The following is a 17,015-nucleotide window of genomic DNA, read 5'->3' as shown; positions in this document are numbered from 1 at the left end:
AGGTGGGGATGCCGAGGGTGGCGGTCAACCGTCCGTGGGCTGGGTGGCGGGGGTGGACTCCACCAGTGTCCGCGTCTGTACGTCGTAGCCTTCGGGCGCGGAGAGGGTGAAGCCGTCGTTGGGCAGGGCCGCGTTCAGCTCCACGCGCGTGAGCACCGTCTCGCCTACGCGCTTGCCTCCCTGCCACCGGCCAAGGCGCTTGGGCACGCAGAGCGACAAGGCCGCGTCGCAGTGCTCCTCCTCCACGCGCTCCTCGGCCGCGGCGCCGTCCGGTGAGACGGTGCGCCGGCCCAGGAAGTCCAACTGGGGCCAGCGCAGCACGTAGACCATCTCCAGTCCCGCGGCATCACCGTCCAGCTTCTGCACCAGCTCCACCGCCTGCGGCGCCAGCGGGTGCGTGGCGCGGCGGACCGTCGCGTGGCTCAGCAGGAGCGGCGTCCGGAAACCCTCCGGCATGAAGGGGTGGAACGTCTCCGACAGGAAGCCGGCGAGCTTCGCGGGCGGCAGCTCCGACGTGAAGGTGGTGAAGCGCTTCTCCCCGTCGAGCTGCTGGAAGAAGTGCGCGCCATCCCACGCGAAGGTGCGCGAGGCGGGCGGGCCCAGCGTGCCACGCAGGCGCTGCGGCGCGCGGTATTCGAAGGTGAATGTCACTGGCTCCAGCCCCGCGTCCTGCACGGTGCCGGCGATGCGGTAGCTCTTCAGCTTCGCTTCGCGGGTGACGAGCCCGGCTTTGACTTCGGGCAGCAGTGTGGCCGCGTCATCGCCGCCCTTCTTGGGGCAGCCGGTGAGGGCCGTCAGGGCACACAACAGGAGGAGGCGTTCACGCATGGGAGGGCACAAAAGCAAGAAGGCCCGCCTGTCGCCAGGGGGCCTTCCGCATGAACCGCGCGGCTTGCGCGGTGTGGACTACTTGACCGCCACGCCCACGGCGCTGGAGCTGGTCACGCCGATGATGGTGCCGGTCAGGGCGTAGATGCCGTGACGCGCGGTGGTGCCCGCGGTCAGCAGCTCCACCTTGGAGGCGCCCATGGCCTTGGCCTCGGCGATGAGCAGCTTGTTGATGACGGTGTCGAGGTCGCTCTGCACGATGTCGACGATGTGGAAGATGGCGGTCAGGCCCAGGGCGTTGGCCTGAACAACGGCCACGGCCTCACCGTTGGAGGCGATCTCCGTGCCGGAGACAACGGCGCTCTCAACGCTGGTGCAGGCAACCATGCTGCTGGCGGCAACGGCGGACAGGACGAGCTTCTTCATGTTCTTTCCCCTCTTGAATTGGATGCTTGTGTGGCGGCCGGACGCCTTGGAGAGCAACCGGCCGTTGTCTTGAGACCTTCAAGCGGGCGGGGTCGTAGCAGATGTCGACTCCATGTCAAGGTCCGTCCGAGACACTTGGTATCGCTCCGGTTGGGCGGCTGCGCGTTGCAATGCACACCTCCTCTTGCTAGCCAACCTCGAGGCTCCCTTCATGGACACCGTCTCCGCTGCCCGCCCCGCGCCGCGTTACTGGGTGCACCTGTTGCTCCTGGTGCTGACGGTAGGGACCACCTTCACCTCGTACCTGCTCTACTTCCATTTCCAGCGGCCCTACTCACTGGGAGAGGTGTCCCCTGAAGCGGCCTTCCGCGCGCTGGCCTTCAGCCTGTCGCTGCTGGCCATCCTGGGGACCCATGAGATGGGGCACTACCTGTTGGCGCGCTGGCACCGGGTTGAAACATCCCTGCCATATTTCATCCCGCTGCCGGTGCTCGGCGTGGGCACGCTGGGCGCCGTCATCCGCATTCGCGACCGCATCCCGAACCGCAACGCCCTGGTGGACATTGGCGCGGCGGGACCGCTCGCGGGGTTGGCGGTGGCCCTGCCCATCCTCTTCTGGGGGCTGGCTCACTCCACCGTGGTGGATGCGCAGCACATCCCGTCCACCCTCTTCCCGGGGGACGGCTCGCTGTGGGCCATTGGCCGGGACGTCTTCACCTGGGTGATGGACCGCGTCACCAACGCGCCGCCCGCGCCGGAGACGCCTTTCAACGGCGTGCAGACGCTCTTCGGCGACAGCCTGTTGATGCAGGGCCTGACGCGCCTGGCCCTGGGGCCGCTTCCGGAGGGCAAGGACATCCTGGTCCATCCGGTGGTCATCGCTGGCTGGTTCGGGCTGCTCGTCACGCTGCTGAACCTGATGCCCGTGGGGCAGCTCGACGGCGGGCACCTGGCCTATGCGCTGTGGGGCCGGCGCGCGCACTGGGTGGGCCGCGCGGTGGCGTTGGTGCTGTTGGTTCTCACCCTTTTCGTCACCGCGTCCTGGGGCTTGTGGCTGCTGGTGACGAGCAAGCTGGTAGGCTTCGGCCATCCCGAGGTGGTGGAACCCCAGCAGCCGCTCAGTCCACTGCGGAAGTGGATCTGCGCGCTGTGCCTGCTGGCACTCATCGGCTGCGCCATGCCCATTCCCCTGCGCCAGGTGATGACATGAAGTTCCAGTGTGACGCGTGCGAGCGGCTCGTGCCGCTGGAGACCTACCGGATGGAGGCCGGGGGGCTCGTGGTGACGTGTGGCCGCTGCGGCGCGGACAGCCGCGTGGGCCCGCCGGTCACCACCGCGCCGCGAACGGAGGTGCCGGCTGCTCCCGCCGCGGGGGCTGCGCCGTCGCTGGCGGTGCCGGTGGTGCCGCCCTCCGACAGTTGGAGCGCTTCCGCGCCAGTGACGCCGGCCCTGCGGGTGGTGCGTTCGGAGTCGGCGCCGCTGACGGACGACGCGCTCTTCGAGCCGCCCCCTGGCGTCTGTCCCAAGTGCGTGGCGCCTCGGCGCGAGGAGGCCCTGGCCTGCCCGCAGTGTGGGCTCGTCTACGTCAACTACCGGCCCGAGGAGCACCCCCTGTCGGACGTGCTGGCGGACGCATGGCGCAAGCTGGCGGCACGCTGGGAGGACTGGGACGCCCATGACCGGGTGATGACGCTGGCGGTGGGGCGGGGCGAGCTGGCCATGGCGGGGCGGCTGTACCGGATTCGCCTGGCGCGTGCGCCCGACGATGCCGTCGCCCGGCGGGGCCGTGATGAGGTGGTGCGCAGGGCCACCCTGGTGGTGCCGTCATCGGTGGAGCCCGCCGGAACCCCCAACGTCTTCCGGCGCCTGAAGACGGTGGCGGTGGGCGTGGGCTTCATCGTGGTGCTGGTGCTGGCCGTGCTCGTCTTCCAGCACCTGCGCACGCTGAGCGCGGGGTACTGAGGGCCGGGCTGTCCGGGCGCCGTGCCGCCGAGGGCGGTGCGGCTCGCTGGCGGAGGAGCAGGCGGCCACCCGGGCCAGACGGCGCGACCGCGGCCGGAAACGCGCTTGAAACGGCGGTCGCTGCTATTTTGTCCGGCCGCTTCCCGTCTCCCCCTCGGTGCCGATGTCGCTCTCCGTCTCCACCCCTCCGTCCGTCGACAGCCTGCTCGGTCCGGGAGGCGCGCTCGAGGTCGCGCTGCCCGCGTATGAGCACCGCCCGGAGCAGCTTCAGATGGCGCGCGCCGTGGAGCGGGCCTTCGCCGAGCACAGCTACCTGCTGGCCGAGGCGGGGACCGGCACGGGCAAGACGCTTGCCTACCTGGTGCCCGCGCTGCTGTCGGGACGCCGGGTGGTCGTGTCCACGGCCACGAAGACCTTGCAGGACCAGATTTTCTTCAAGGACCTGCCGCTGATGCGGGAGAAGATGGGCCTGCGCTTCGAGGCCGCGTACCTCAAGGGCCGCAGCAACTACCTCTGTCTGCACCGCTATGACGCCTTCTCCAAGGAGCCGCAGTTCGGCTCGCGCGAGGAGTCGCGCTACTGGCCCAAGCTGAAGGCGTGGGCGGAGGAGACGGACACCGGCGACCGCAGCGAGTTGGACCTGCCTGAGTCCTTCAGCGCCTGGTCGCGCCTGTCCACCACGTCCGAGACGTGCGTGGGTACCAAGTGTCCGCAGTACGAGACGTGCTTCGTCACGCGCATGCGCAAGCGCGCGGAGCAGGCGGACCTGCTGGTGGTCAACCACCACCTCTTCTTCGCGGACCTGGCGCTGCGCAGCTCCGGCAAGCGCACCGAGGGCGTGCTGCCCTGGTACGAGGCCGTCATCTTCGATGAGGCCCATGCGCTGGAAGACGCGGCCAGCGGCCACTTCGGTTGCAGCGTGTCCAACTACCGGCTGGAGGAGCTGGCGCGGGACGCGGTGGCGTCGCTGAAAGAGGACGACGCCCGCCACGCCATGCTGCGCGCGCTGGCGGCCCGGTTGCGCGCGGGGGCGGATGCGCTCTTCGCGCAGGCGCCCCGGGCGTTGGGGCTGTCCGGCCACGAGGCCTCCGTGGCGCTGCGCGCGGAGGTCATGGCGAAGCTGTCCACGCCGCTGGAGGGCGTGCGGGACGCGCTGGCCGCGTTGTCCGCCTTCACGGTGGGCGAGCGCGAGCCGGAGCTGGCCGCCATCACCCGCCGCTCGGACGAGATGGAGGAGCAGCTCTCCTTCCTGGAGAAGGCCGAGTCCTCGGACCACGTCTACTGGGCGGAGCAGCGGGGCAAGGGCCTCTTCCTGCGCGCCAGCCCCATCGACGTGGCGAAGGAGCTGCGCGAGCGGATGTACGGCGCGCTGGATACGGTGGTGTACACGTCCGCGACGCTGGCGGCCGACAGCCGCTTCGACTTCTTCGCCAACCGCATGGGCCTGTACGGCGAGGACGGCCAGCCGGTGACGCGCGTGCGGACGCTGGCGGTGCCCAGCCCCTTCGACTACCCGTCCCAGGCGGCGCTGTACCTGCCCACGCACCTGCCGGACCCGTCCGCGCCGGGCTTCATCGAGGAGGCGGCGGAGGAGATTGAGCGCCTCTGCGAAGTCACGGGTGGGCGCGCCTTCGTGCTCTTCACGTCCCTGCGCAACATGGTGCGGGCCTATGAGCTGGTGGCGCCCCGGTTGCCCTATCAGTCGCTGCTGCAAGGCGAGCGTCCCAAGCAGCAGTTGCTGGAGGCCTTCCGCGAGACGCCGAGCGTCCTCTTCGCGGCGCACAGCTTCTGGGAGGGCGTCGACGTGCCGGGCGACGCGCTGAGCCTGGTCATCATCGACCGGCTGCCCTTCGCGTCGCCAGGAGACCCGCTGGTGGCCGCGCGCATCAATCAGCTCCAGCAGCGAGGCGAGGAGCCCTTCGAGCAGTACCAGCTCCCGCACGCGGCGCTGGCGCTGCGGCAGGGCTTCGGCCGGCTCATCCGCACGCAGTCGGACCGGGGCATCGTGGCGATGCTGGACCGGCGCATCGTGACGAAGGCGTATGGCCGCGTCTTCCTCGACAGCCTCCCGCCCGCGCGCCGCATGGAGGACGTGGTGTCGCTGAGCCGCTGGTTCAACGGCCCGGTGCGGCCGGTGCGCACCATCCGCTGAGCCTCAGGGCGCGTCGCGCAGCCGCAGGCCGATGCGCGCCAGCAGGGGCGGGCCCAACGTGTCCACCCCGGCGCGGCCCGCGAGGTACTCGCGGTCGAAGAGGTTCTCCACCGCGCCGAAGACGTGCAGCTTCCAGAAGAGGCGGCGGCTGGCGGACACGTCCACCACGGCGTAGCCACCCATGGGGCGCTCGTTGAGGTCGTCCTCGAACTGAGCGCCCGTCACGCGAAACTGCACCGTGGCCGTCACGATGTCGGGGTCGTGGAAGGTGAGGATGGCGGTGCCCCGGTGTCGTGGGTCCTGGGCGAGCTGCTTGCCCACCAACCCAGGCTGCCCGGGCGAGCGCGTCACGACAGGGTCCACGAAGGTGTACGCGAGCAGCGCCGTCCACTGGCGTGCCACCTTCCAGTCCACGCTCGCCTCCACGCCGCGCACCCGCGCCTGCCCCAGATTCTCCCGCTGGCGCGAGGAGCCATCCGGAAGCGGCTGCTCCAACGTGACGTTGGTGATGGGGTCGTCGAGCACGTTCCAGAAGCCCGTCACGCGCGTGGTGAGGCCCAGCGAGGAGGACTCGGCTTCCACGCCGGCCTCGGCGCCCCACAGCCGCTCCTCGCTCAGGTGGGCGTTGGCGGCGGTGAGGATGGTGCCCACCTGGAAGGGGCGGTACAGCTCGTTGAGCGTGGGGGCGCGGAACGCACGGTAGGCGGAGGCGCGCAGGGTGAGCCCCTCCAGCGGGCGCACTCGCAGGCCCAACCGCGGGCTGAGCTGCTGCTCGGTGCGGTCGTCGAAGCGCGTCGTGTCCACCGCGCCGTTGGCGCGCTCCAGACGCTGCTCACCGTTCTGGTTGCGCCACACGTCCATCCGGAGCGCGGCGCTGAGCTCCAGGGCGGGCGAGGGCGTGTAGAGGTCCTCGATGAAGACACCGCCGGACAGTTGGGTACCTCCGGTGTCGCGCAGGCGGAGGGAGGTCTCCGAGGGCGCGGGCGGGAAGAGCTGCTCCCGGGACGTGCCCGCCATGCGGCGCGCATCCAGGCCCGCGGTGAGGACGTGCGTGCCCAGGGCCGTCCAGGACGGGCCGGTCCAGACGAGGGACGCGCCCTGGTCGTTGGCGGGTACGTCCTGGCTGGCGGTCAGCGCCTCGGAAGAGCGGTCCTGGGCGATGCGCGCGCGGTCCTGTTCGAAGCGCTGCACGCGGCCGAAGAGGTCCAGCGTGAAGGTGCCGCTGTCCGCGGTGCGCAGCCGTGCGCCCGCGCCGAAGTGCGCCAGCTCCACGCGCGCGGTGGTGAGCCGGGTGCCGCCGTTCTGGTCCTCGCGGAAGAGGCCGGCGCGGGCGGAGAGGGTGAGCGCATCGGTGGCATCCGCTTCGATGCGTCCGTTGAGGACGGCGTGGCTGCTGGGTGTGTCCGCGTCGATGGCGCCGCGCTGGGCGGCACGGACGATGGGGTAGCCGTCGCTGTCGAGCAGCTCAGCCTCCAGCGAGGCGCGGACGGGACTCCACATCTCCGCGCCGCGTGCCGCGAGCATGCCCGTATGCGCGTTGCCATAGGTGGCATCCGCGTCGAGCTGCGCTCCGGTGATGTCGCGTGACACGAGCTGCACGACGCCGCCGAGCGCGCCGCTGCCGTAGAGGGCGGAGCCTCCGCTGGGGACGACCTCGATGCGCTCGAGTCCGAGCCGTGGCAGTGAGCGCCAGAAAATCCAGCCACCGAACGGGTCGTTGACGGGAATGCCGTCGAGCAGCACGAGGCTGCGCGCCACGCCCGAAGGCGCGAGCCCGCGCAGGTTGAGTCCCTGTGCCGTCGGGTCGGAGACGAGGCTGGGCGTGCGGCGGAAGGTGGCGGCGGAGGGCACGGTGCGGACCAGCGAGTCCTGCGTCAGCGTGGGGCTCCGGTCGATTTCCGGGCGGGGGAGGACCGTGGTGGTGGCGGGCACGTCCCTCGCGGGCCGGGGACGCCGCGAGCCCGTGACGACGGTCCGCCCAGCGTCTGCTGCCTCCGTCCGCTCCCGCGTGGGCGCATCCGTTGGCGGCTGCCCGTTCGTGTCGGGAGCCTCCTGGGCCTCGGGAGCAGGCGCCGCCATCACCGTGGAGGAGGCGAGGGCCCAGAGCAGGGGCGCGAGCACCCGGATGCGGCGCACGTGAGGACTCCGATGAGTGACGAGGAGGTCGGGCATCGATGCCCGCTCTAGCAGCCCGACGCCTCGGTTCCAGGTCTTCGGGCGGATGACGCCGCCAAAGGTGGCGCCTGTCCGTCTGATGCTGAACGCACGCACCCAACCCGGCTGCGTCATCCGCCGGCGCGGTTGCCCGCTACGTCCCGCACGGTGAGCACTGCGGCGTCCACCTCCGCCAGGATGCGACGCGCGTGCCGCAGGAAGGCTTCGCCCGCGGGGAGCAGGCGCATGCCACCCCGGGTCCGCTCGAAGAGGCGCGCTCCGAGTTCGTCCTCGAGCGCCTGGATGTGACGGCTGAGCGGCGGCTGCGTCAGGTGCAGGCGGCGCGCGGCCCTGCCCACGTTGCACTCCTCGGCAACGGCGACGAAGGACTGGATGTGCGTAAGGCTCACGTCCGCCACTCTAGCGCTGTCGGTCATACCGAAACAGCATTGGACGCCAGGCACCCTGGCCCCTCACCTTGGCGGCCATGAGCATTCCCTTGTTCAAGGGCGCGGACGTCGAACGTCTGCGCCGAGCGAGTCAGGCCGCCGCCGGTACGCTGGCTTTCGTTGCCTCGAAGCTGACCCCTGGTGTCACCACGGCGGACATCGACCAGTGGGTTCGCGAGGACACGGCGCGCCGGGGTGGCAAGCCCAGCCAACTGGGGTTCAAGGGCTACCCGGCCACCGTCTGTACCAGCCGCAACCACATCGTCTGTCACGGCATCCCGAACGCAGGCGAGCAACTGGTCCGTGGGGACATCATCAACGTGGACGTGACGACGTGCCTGGACGGCTTCCACGGGGACACCTCCGCGACCTTCCTCATTGGCGAGGTGTCCGAAGACGCTCGTCGCATCGTGGACGCGGCGCGCCGGTGCCGTGACGCGGGCATCGCCGTCGTCCGCCATGGCGCGCGGCTGGGGGACATCGGCGCGGCCATCGAGGAGCTGGCGAAGAAGGAGGGTTGCAGCGTGGTGGAGGAGTTCGGTGGGCATGGCATCGGCCACCAGATGCATGGGCCGCCCACTGTGCCCCATACCGGAAAGCGCGGCTCGGGCATCAAGCTGCGCTCGGGCATGGTCCTCACCGTGGAGCCCATGGTGAACCTGGGTCGGCCGGACATTCGCATCCTGGCCGACGGTTGGACGGTGGTGACCGAGGACGGCAGCCTGTCCGCGCAGTTCGAGCACACCATCCTGGTGACCCCTGACGGCTGCGAGGTGCTCACCCAGCCCGAGCTCGCCCTTTCGCTCGAAATCGCCTGCTGAACGCTTCCCTGCTCTGGGAGGGCGGGCAGGCGGCCATGCCTGCCATGGGTCCTCGGGGTGCCTACCCTTGGAGGATAAGGGCAGGAGGCCGCGCGATGAAGAAGGAGATGCTGTTGTACGAACTGCACCCGGCACTGGTGCACATGCCACTGGCCTTGCTTCCCACGGCGGCGGTGGCGGACCTCATCTCGGTGACGACGGGCGACGGCGCCTGGGCCCGGGTGGCACGCCGCATCTGGGTGGCTGGCTCCATTGGCGGCTTGCTCGCGGGCGTGTCGGGACTGGCGGCCAGCCAGGAGGTCCGGCTGGAGACGCCGCGTGCCCGGGACATGACGTTCCTGCATGGCGTGGGCAACGCCTCCGTGCTGCTCGGCGCCTTGGGGGTGACGGTGTGGCGGCTGCGGCGCGAGCCCACCGCGGTCACCGTGGCGTTGGGGCTGGGCGCCTGTGGGCTGGCGCTCTGCACGGCGACGCTCGGCGGAAAGATGGTCTACGAGCTGGGCGTGGGACAACCCGCTTCAATGCGCGATGCGAACGCCCCCGCGTTGCTGTCGCGCGACGCGCCGCTGCTGCTGGTGCGTGACGCGCTTCGGGGAGTGCAGTGGCTGGTGACGCGTGCGCGTGAGGTGCTCGCCGGTGGGCGTCCGCTCGCGAAGGGCGCCGCGGGCACGGCGCCTGACGACGCGTCGCTCACGTTGTCCTCGCCCGTCGCCGTGTTCCACGGCCCGGGCCGTCCCATGCCTCAGGCGTAGTGCCCGCCCTTCCGGCGTCCACGTCATGACACTTCGGCGTGACGTGGATACCCCCGCACAGACTGCTGCGGGGTGGGTTTGCCGTCCCCGGCAAATGGCGCTAGAGCTGCGCGCCAGCGAGTGGGGGACGACGCATGCGCACACGAGGGGAAGTCGCAGCGGTAGTGCTGGGCATCATGCTGGTCGGAGCGAGTGCTTCGTTGCTGGTCCCCCGGTGGGCGCTCGGCAATCAAGAGGCAGCGCGCGAAGTCGCCCGGACGCCCGCGGCTCCCCCCAAGGTCGCCGCCGAGCCGCGCTTCCACGTCGAACCCGCGAAGGATGACACCGGTCGCTCGGTGCAGGTGGCGAGCCTTCGCGACGAAGCGCCGGAGTGGGAGCGGTTCGCTGCGCGCGCGCTGGTGCCGCTGACGCCGGACGAACGGGCCTTGCTTCAAGAAGAGCCGGTGGACGACCTGGCGGCGCTGGTGACGCGCACGGAGCGCGCCTTCATGGACGCCACGCCCGAAGCACGCGTGGAGAAGGAACGCCGCTATCTGGCGGCGCTGAACCTGGTGGCGAAGCTGGCCCCGCCGCCGGAGCCCTCGGCCGAGGACCTCCGCGCGCGCGAAGTGGACGCGCGCTACCAACAGGCGCTCACCGTGGAGCAGGTGAAGTGGCGGTCGCTTCCGCCAGAGGAAGGGTCGCGTCAGCACGACGCCTTCAAGGAAGCCTTCTTTCGCGCGGAGGAGACGCGATGAAGGCGCTCCTTACGCTGGTGTTGCTGGCGCCCACGTTGGTGCTGGCCGGGCCGCACTACGTGGCCTCGCGTGACTGGGGCACCTTCATCTGGTTGAGCACGTGGCTGGACGCGGGGCAGACGTACACCTTCGAGACGCGGGATTTGACGGGCACCGCGCCGGACACCGTCCTTCACGTGCTCCGGGACCGGGGCGGCTGGAGCCAGGTGGCCATGGGCGATGACTGCGCGGGCGCGGCGCGTTCCTGCGTGACGTTCACCGCGCCGGACTCCGGGCTCTACCGCGTCTGGGTGCGCGCCTATGCGGAAGGACGCGGCGGGACGGCCAGCCTGTATCGCAATGGAGCGCTTCTCCTGAGCAACCAGCCCTTCGGCGGCGTGCCGCTCAGCTTCGCCTGGAACGTGAAGGACACCTTCCGGGCTACGTCCACGACGCCGGGCGCGGGGGACCACCTGGTCTTCCTGCTGCGCTCCAACGCGGAGTACCTGCAACACGACGATGACAGTGGGCCTCGCTCCTACCCGCTGGTCGTCGCGGCGAGCACACAGAACGCGGGCGCCCAGCGCGTGGTGGTGGGCCGCTTTCCCGGGAGTACGGGCACGGCCAGCTTCGTCCACGATGACGCGCTGTGGTCCACCATCTTCAGCGACAACGACGAGGATGAAGACGGCATCTCCAATGCCCTAGAGCCGCTGGTGGGGATGAACCCGGACTCGAAGGACTCGGACGGGGATGGGATACCGGACACGCTGGAGCTGTTCGGCAATGACGGCTTCTCCTTCTCCGAGTGGGGCAGCCCCACGGTGAAGGACCTCTACGTGGAGGTGGATTGGATGGAGCACCCCACCAATCCCTATCTCACGCGGAAGCCCTATGCCGGGCTGGTGGCGGACGCGGCGGCGGTGTTCGCGCGGGACGCGGGCGTGCGACTGCATGCCTTCGTCGACAGCGCGCTGCCCTGGCATGAAGTGGTGTGCTTCGGCGCGTGCAGCGGCGGCGTGGACTTCTATTCGTTGAAGCAGGGCGGGTTCTCCACCGGATACCCGGAGCGGCGGCCCTACTTCCACTACGCAGTGTGGGCCTACCGGCAGGGAAGCAGCACGTCGTGTTCATCCGGCAAGGCGGAGGTGCTGGGCAATGACCTCATCATCAGCCTGGGCTGCTGGAGCAGCCCGAGCATCCAGGAACAGCGTGGCACCTTCATCCACGAGCTGGGCCACAACCTGGCGCTGGACCACAACGGCAACGACGTGGCGGGGCAGACCAGCGTGGTGCACGCCAGCGTGATGAACTACCGCTACCAGATGCTCGGCGTGGGCTCGCCGGGCTCGCACACGTACTCGTTCGGAGGCAATGCGTGCGCGGCGTGTAGCGCGTCCCCCAAGAGCAAGTGTGTCTCCTGTCGGAACGGCTTCCTGGGATGCGGCTTCCCTGGGTGCGGCTCGTGCGACTGCGATGTGAATGAGTGGGGCGCCGTGGAGCTGGACTTCCTGGACGACGGCGACGCGGACGACGGCACCCACCGCGCGCTGCTGGCGAAGTACGCTCCGGACGACAAGGGAGGGCCGGTGCGGTTCCAGCCGCGCGTGCCCCACGCGGAGCCACCCGTCGCGGCGCGTCGCCTGAAGGTGGAGCGCACGCGGGAGCGGCTGCGGGCGCGGGGACAGGTGGAGGGGCAGGACTTCTTCGTGTCGACCGACGGAACGACGCTGTACGCTGAGTGCCCATGAGCATTCGCCCGCGTCCGGCCCGTTGGCGTGCCCCGGTGCGCTGGGCGCGCGGCGCCGCGGGGCTCCTCCTGACCGGCTTGATGGGCTGCCAGATGAAGTGCTCCGAGCCGGTCCCCGACGCCAGGCGCGCCTTTTCGCTCCGGCGCGAGAGCCCATGTGTCCAGGTCTGGCGCGCGGCCCAGGTGGACGTGGCGTTCAAGGAAGAGCCCGAGGACGCCGCGCAGCAGCGCACGGACACGCGGCTGGAGCGCCGCTTCACCGTCGCCCGGCAGTTGCGCGGTGCGTACCGGCACCAGGACCGGTGGGCCTCCGTGCTGGAGTACGAGGCGGGGCCGGTGCGCGGCGGCGTGAGCTACGGCCTCCAGGTGCCGGACGTGCTGGCGGACCTGACGGGTCAGGTCGTTCAGTGGACCAGCCATCGCGAGCCCGCGTCCTGTCCGACGAAGGAGGATGGTGAGGTTCCCGTGCTGTTGTCGGGGGACACCCTGCGGGACGCGGAGGGCCGGCTGTTGCTGCTCACGGTGCCGAGTGCTCCCACCACCATCGCGGGAGACGTGCTGCTTCCTCCAGGGCTCGTTCCGGAGCTGGGCTTCCAATGGGAGGACGCGGGCTGCACGCTGGCGGCTGGGACGCATGCGCTGGACGTCCACCTCCGTGTGACGCACGCGAATCGTTCGCAAGGCCCGGGGACCACCGTGACGGCCGAGGTAGGACAGCCGGCCCCGCTGCCCCTGGACGGTGTGCGCTATGTCGTTCGGGTGGCGCGTGCCACGGCGGATATGCAGGGCCGATGTGGGCAGGCTGTGTTCACGCTGATTCGGGAGGACCTGCTCGAACAGGGGCAGTCCGGGCCCTGAGTCACGGCGTGGATGCCGTTCCTGGAAATAGTCTGCCTTACCGCTCGTTGTGCGGGACCGGTATGTAGGCATGCCGCGCCCAAGCGCTTCATGCGTCGTGTGGGCCCAAGCCTGCTATCTTCGCGGGCTTCAACGGACACCTGAGGGACGACACCATGCGAAGCAGGCTGAAGCGGAACTGGGCGGGGTTCGCGGTGGGCGGCCTGCTCGGCGCATGGGTGCTCGGCTGTGGCGGCTCGACGACGGAGGGCTTGGAGTCGTTGGAGCAGGGGACCGCGCCGCCCCCGTCCGTCTCTGTGGACCTGTCGAGCGTGGACCTCCGCACCCGCCTGGAGTCCATCGCCGGCCTCACGGTGCTGACCGACGTCGAGGTCAACGGCTTCCGCTTCTTCACGATGGACTACGAGCAGCCGGTGGACCACCTGCGTCCCTGGGGCACGCGCTTCCAGCAGCGGGTGACGCTGATGCACCGCTCGGAGACGGCGCCCATGGTGCTGGACACGGAAGGCACCGCCCTCTTCGAGGAGCCCATCCCCGCCGAGCCCACGGACCTGCTCCAGGGCAACCAGCTCACCGTGGAGCACCGCTTCTACGGCGCGTCCAAGCCGGCCGACATGGACTGGCGGAAGCTGACGATGTGGCAGGCGGCCGCGGATGCCCACCGGCTCGTCGAAGCCTTCAAGCCGCTGTACGGCGGGCGCTGGCTGTCCACCGGCGTCTTCAAGGGTGGCACCGCCGCCCTGGCCCACCGCTTCTATTTCCCGAACGACGTCCACGCCACGGTGACCTATTCGGCACAGCACAACCGGGGCCTCCATGACGCGCGCCACGGGCGCTTCATCCTCACCAAGGTGGGCGACGCGGCCTGCCGCCAGCAGCTCGCGTCCCTCCAGTACGCCGCGCTGACCCGCCGCGACGAGCTGCTGCCCTTCATGGATGGCTACGACGCCCAGGGCTTCACCTTCAACACGCTGGGGAAGGACCGCGCCTTCGAGTTCGCCGTCATCGAGGTGCCCTTCATCTTCTGGCAGTACTACGGCATGGCGGGGACGTGTGAAGGGCTGCCCTCGCCGGAGGCGAGCGCGGAGGAGCTCTTCGCCTTCTTCAGCTACGTCTCCACGCTGGAGTTCACCTTCTCCGACCAGGCGCTGGAGGAGTCGGCGCCGCTCTACTACCAGGGCGCCACGCAGTTGGGCGGCCCGGGGTACCCGGAGGTTCACCTGCGGCCGTTGCTGCGCTACGCCGGTGAGCACATCCCCACGCGCTTCCCGCCCACGGGCGTGCGCAAGCAGTACGAGCCGTGGACGGTGGGCCTGCTGGAGGCGTGGACCCGCTTCGAGGCCAAGCGGGTGCTGCTCGTCTATGGAGACCTGAGCCCCTGGTCCGCCAGCGCCTTCAGCACCACGACGGGCAACGACGCGTACCGCGTCATCGCCGATGACAGCATCGGCTTCTTCGGCACGCTGAGCGCGCTGCCGGAGCCGCAGCGGAGCTTCCTGCTCGGGCGCCTGTCGGAGTGGGCGGACGCCCCGGTGCAGCTCCCGACGGGGATGGATGCCCTGCGGCGCCGCGAGTCGAGCGACGCGCGCATGAAGGCCTACCGCGCCCGGTAGCGGGCCGGACTTCATGTGCGTGTTTTGACATTCTGCTCACCCCCTCCTTGGCGTCCAGGCGGCCGTGACTACCTTCCGCCCGACTTTCAGGAGGGGTGTACGAATGCTGAAGAACATGCTGATGGCCGCGGCGTTGGGCGTTCTGGTGGTGGGCACGGGCTGCCACCGCAACACGCGGGAGAGCGCCGAGAACGACGCCGAGCGCGCCGTCGACAAGACGGAGGACGCCGCGGATGAGGCGGGCGACAAGATCGAGGACACGGCCGAGGAGGCCGGGGACAAAATCGAAGACGCCACCGACAACTGAGCGTGCTCGCGCGGTGGTCTGCTCCGAGCGGGCGGGCCGCCGCTGATTCTCCAGCCCGGCTCAGGCCGGGCTGGAGTCGATGACCTTCTTCGCGATGCCGAAGGAGAAGCCCGCCCGGGCCAGCGCGGCCAGGTCCCGCTTCCGATTCTCCTCCCGGGTGCCGGGCTGCGTGCGGAAGGGACCCAGCCGCTTCTTCCGCGCCCAGATTCGCGCGGCATCTTCCTCGGACACCTCGTGGGTGGCGTCGGCGACCTTCTTCGCCACGACTTCCGCGGGGACGCCCTTGAGGCGCAGCTTCTGGGCAATCACCCGCGTGCTGCGGCCCGAGGCGCGCAGTGAGTGCGCCTTCATCTGGGCATAGGCCTCGTCGTTGAGCAGGCCGTTGCGCACCAGCTTCGCGACCAGCGCCTCCACCCAGGCCAGCGCCTCGCCGCGCTCGCCACCGTGGAACTTGATGGAGCGGTCCACCCGGCGCAGCAGCACGCGCTGCAACTGGCTCTTCGTCGCCGCGTAACGCTTCAGGTAGTGCAGCGCCGCGTTCTCCAGGTAGGTGGGGGACACCTTCCGGGGCCGCTTCGGACCGCGCTCCTTCTTCTTGTCGGGTCCTCCCCGCGCCTCATCCATCACGGGCCTGGGTCTACCACCCAGGTCCGACACCTGGAAGGAACGCTGGGAGGAGCGTGCGGCCCGTCAGTCGCTCCCTGACTGATAGAGCGCGCACGCCGTGCCGGACGGGTCTTCGATGAAGCAGAAGCGGCCCGTCTTGGCGGAGCCGCGAATCGTCCCGAGCACCCGGCCCCCCATCGCGGTGACGCGCTCCAGGCTCTGCTCCAGGTCCGCCACGGTGATGTAGACCATCCACCCGCCGGGGATGTCCGCGTTCTTGCCGCGCGCGTGGCAGATGCCTCCGGCGGGCGTCTCGCCGCCGCCCGGGGGCATCATGACGAAGTCCTCGTAGCCGCCCATGTCCAGGCCGGTGGCAGACCAGCCCACCACGTCCTTGTAGAAGTCCCTCACCGCCACGGCGTCCTTCACCGTGAGGTCCATCCAACCCACGCTCCCTACCGCTGGCTTCTTCATGTCCGTGCTCCTGCCCTTCGAAGTGCCCGAGGCGCGCTAGCCCAGCGACTTCAGGGACTCCGGCACCTGCCAGTCCGGCTTGAGGCGGGAGATGACCTTGGCCAGGTTCTCCTTGTCCTGCGCCTTCTCCAGCGCGGCCTCGGGCGTAATCACGTTGTCCTTCACCAGGCGCTCCAGGTGCATGTCCAGCGTCTGCATGCCCTGGCCCTGGCCCGCCTGCATCTTGGAGGCAATCTGGAACACTTTGCCCTCGCGAATCATGGAGGCGATGGCGGGCCCGCCCACCAGGATTTCCAGCGCGGCCACGCGGCCCTTGCCGTCCGCCGTCTTGATGAGCTGCTGGGCGACGATGCCCGCCAGGCTCTCTGCCAGCATGCCGCGCACCTGCTGCTGTTCGTCGGCGGGGAAGGCGTTGATGATGCGGTCGATGGTGGCCGGCGCGCTGTTGGTGTGCACCGTGGCGAACACCAGCACGCCGAAGCTCGCCAGTTGGAGCGCCAGCTTCATCGTCTCGTTGGTGCGGAGCTCGCCAATGAGGATGACGTTGGGGTCCTCGCGGCCCGCTGAGCGGATGGCGGTGGCGAAGCTGGACGCATGCGGGCCCACTTCCCGGTGCGTCACCTGCGCCCGCATGGACTCGTGCACGAACTCCACCGGGTCTTCGATGGTGAGCACGTGCGCGGGCCGCGTCTTGTTGATGTAGTTGATCATCGCGGCCAGCGTGGTGGACTTGCCGCTGCCCGTGGGGCCGGTGACGAGCACCAGCCCGCTGCGGCGCTCCGACAGCTTGCGCACCACCTCCGGCGTCTTCAGGTCCTCCAGCGACAGCACCTTGCTGGGGATGGTGCGGAAGACGGCCGCCAGGCCCGTCATCTTGTTGAAGTAGTTGGCGCGGAAGCGGGCCTTCGTCCCGTAGCTGTAGGCGAAGTCCAGGTCCAGGTCCTCGACAATCTGCCGCTGCTGCTCCGGCGAGCAGATTTCGAAGAGCAGCGCCTGCATCTCCGGCGCGCTGAGGGGCTGCTCGCGCAGCGGCACCAACTCGCCGCGGATGCGGCCCATGGGCGGGTAGCCGATGCCCAGGTGCAGGTCGCTGCCCTTCTGCTCCAGCAGCGCATCGAACAGGACGGCCAGACGGGGCGTCGTCATC

17 protein-coding genes are annotated in these 17,015 nt (G+C 70.0%); 10 read left to right on the top strand and 7 right to left on the bottom strand.

Annotated features, from left to right (window positions below; translation table 11 throughout):
* Positions 1-24: 24 nt before the first annotated feature.
* Together FMP39_RS00140 and FMP39_RS00135 are read right to left on the bottom strand one after the other, a co-directional pair.
* On the bottom strand, positions 25-828 hold the full coding sequence (locus FMP39_RS00140) for a hypothetical protein (protein WP_141588024.1): 804 nt from the start codon (positions 826-828) through the stop codon (positions 25-27).
* 78 nt (positions 829-906) lie between these two features.
* On the bottom strand, positions 907-1,254 hold the full coding sequence (locus tag FMP39_RS00135) for a hypothetical protein (RefSeq protein WP_011556645.1): 348 nt from the start codon (positions 1,252-1,254) through the stop codon (positions 907-909).
* A 211-nt stretch (positions 1,255-1,465) separates the two neighbouring features.
* On the opposite strand from FMP39_RS00135, the gene FMP39_RS00130 reads away from it, so the two are divergent.
* From FMP39_RS00130 to FMP39_RS00120, 3 genes are all read left to right on the top strand, one after another.
* The gene (locus FMP39_RS00130; protein WP_194858170.1) at positions 1,466-2,464 is read left to right on the top strand and encodes a site-2 protease family protein; all 999 of its coding nucleotides are present in this window, start codon (positions 1,466-1,468) and stop codon (positions 2,462-2,464) included.
* Entirely contained in the window at positions 2,461-3,216 is a 756-nt protein-coding gene (locus FMP39_RS00125; RefSeq protein ID WP_141588022.1) for a hypothetical protein, read from the top strand. Before FMP39_RS00130 ends, FMP39_RS00125 begins: the two co-directional genes overlap by 4 nt.
* Before the next feature lie 163 nt (positions 3,217-3,379).
* Positions 3,380-5,368 (top strand): ATP-dependent DNA helicase, encoded by a 1,989-nt coding sequence (locus FMP39_RS00120; RefSeq protein WP_141588021.1) that lies wholly within the window; start codon positions 3,380-3,382, stop codon positions 5,366-5,368.
* A gap of 3 nt (positions 5,369-5,371) precedes the next feature.
* Here the strand turns inward: FMP39_RS00120 and FMP39_RS00115 are convergent, their stop codons facing one another.
* Together FMP39_RS00115 and FMP39_RS00110 are read right to left on the bottom strand one after the other, a co-directional pair.
* The gene (locus tag FMP39_RS00115) at positions 5,372-7,657 is read right to left on the bottom strand and encodes a TonB-dependent receptor (RefSeq protein ID WP_141588020.1); all 2,286 of its coding nucleotides are present in this window, start codon (positions 7,655-7,657) and stop codon (positions 5,372-5,374) included.
* Complete coding sequence (locus FMP39_RS00110; protein ID WP_090488753.1) at positions 7,654-7,932, bottom strand: LysR family transcriptional regulator; 279 nt, start codon at positions 7,930-7,932, stop codon at positions 7,654-7,656. The genes FMP39_RS00115 and FMP39_RS00110 overlap by 4 nt, the downstream gene beginning before the upstream one ends.
* A 77-nt stretch (positions 7,933-8,009) precedes the next feature.
* Here FMP39_RS00110 and map point away from each other — a divergent pair, with 77 nt between their 5' ends.
* From map to FMP39_RS00075, 7 genes are all read left to right on the top strand, one after another.
* Positions 8,010-8,792, top strand: coding sequence for a type I methionyl aminopeptidase (map, locus tag FMP39_RS00105; protein WP_141588019.1), 783 nt, complete (start codon positions 8,010-8,012; stop codon positions 8,790-8,792).
* 95 nt (positions 8,793-8,887) lie between these two features.
* Complete coding sequence (locus FMP39_RS00100; RefSeq protein ID WP_228557510.1) at positions 8,888-9,544, top strand: DUF2231 domain-containing protein; 657 nt, start codon at positions 8,888-8,890, stop codon at positions 9,542-9,544.
* Positions 9,545-9,678: 134 nt separating this feature from the next.
* Positions 9,679-10,281, top strand: a complete 603-nt coding sequence (locus tag FMP39_RS00095) for a hypothetical protein (protein ID WP_141588017.1) — start codon at positions 9,679-9,681, stop codon at positions 10,279-10,281.
* A complete protein-coding gene (locus tag FMP39_RS00090) occupies positions 10,278-12,011 on the top strand; it encodes a hypothetical protein (RefSeq protein ID WP_141588016.1) in 1,734 nt (577 codons plus the stop codon). Before FMP39_RS00095 ends, FMP39_RS00090 begins: the two co-directional genes overlap by 4 nt.
* Complete coding sequence (locus FMP39_RS00085; protein WP_228557509.1) at positions 12,008-12,868, top strand: hypothetical protein; 861 nt, start codon at positions 12,008-12,010, stop codon at positions 12,866-12,868. The genes FMP39_RS00090 and FMP39_RS00085 overlap by 4 nt, the downstream gene beginning before the upstream one ends.
* 155 nt (positions 12,869-13,023) lie before the next feature.
* Complete coding sequence (locus tag FMP39_RS00080) at positions 13,024-14,481, top strand: S28 family serine protease (protein WP_141588014.1); 1,458 nt, start codon at positions 13,024-13,026, stop codon at positions 14,479-14,481.
* 103 nt (positions 14,482-14,584) lie between these two features.
* A complete protein-coding gene (locus tag FMP39_RS00075) occupies positions 14,585-14,788 on the top strand; it encodes a hypothetical protein (RefSeq protein WP_090488020.1) in 204 nt (67 codons plus the stop codon).
* Between the two features lie 60 nt (positions 14,789-14,848).
* On the opposite strand, the gene FMP39_RS00070 is transcribed toward FMP39_RS00075, so the two are convergent.
* The 3 genes from FMP39_RS00070 to FMP39_RS00060 form a co-directional block, all read right to left on the bottom strand.
* Positions 14,849-15,412 carry a regulatory protein RecX gene (locus FMP39_RS00070; RefSeq protein WP_090488022.1) on the bottom strand — a complete coding sequence of 188 codons (564 nt, stop codon included), beginning with the start codon at positions 15,410-15,412 and terminating at the stop codon, positions 14,849-14,851.
* Between the two features lie 66 nt (positions 15,413-15,478).
* A complete protein-coding gene (locus FMP39_RS00065; RefSeq protein WP_141588013.1) occupies positions 15,479-15,868 on the bottom strand; it encodes a VOC family protein in 390 nt (129 codons plus the stop codon).
* 36 nt (positions 15,869-15,904) lie between these two features.
* A complete protein-coding gene (locus tag FMP39_RS00060; RefSeq protein ID WP_141588012.1) occupies positions 15,905-17,014 on the bottom strand; it encodes a type IV pilus twitching motility protein PilT in 1,110 nt (369 codons plus the stop codon).
* Position 17,015 lies beyond the last annotated feature (1 nt).

The organism is Myxococcus sp. AB056 (assembly GCF_006547365.1).
In the GTDB taxonomy this organism is placed as follows: domain Bacteria; phylum Myxococcota; class Myxococcia; order Myxococcales; family Myxococcaceae; genus Myxococcus; species Myxococcus virescens.
Note: the sequence above shows the minus strand (reverse complement) of the source record. Positions and strands in the feature narration are given on the sequence as shown.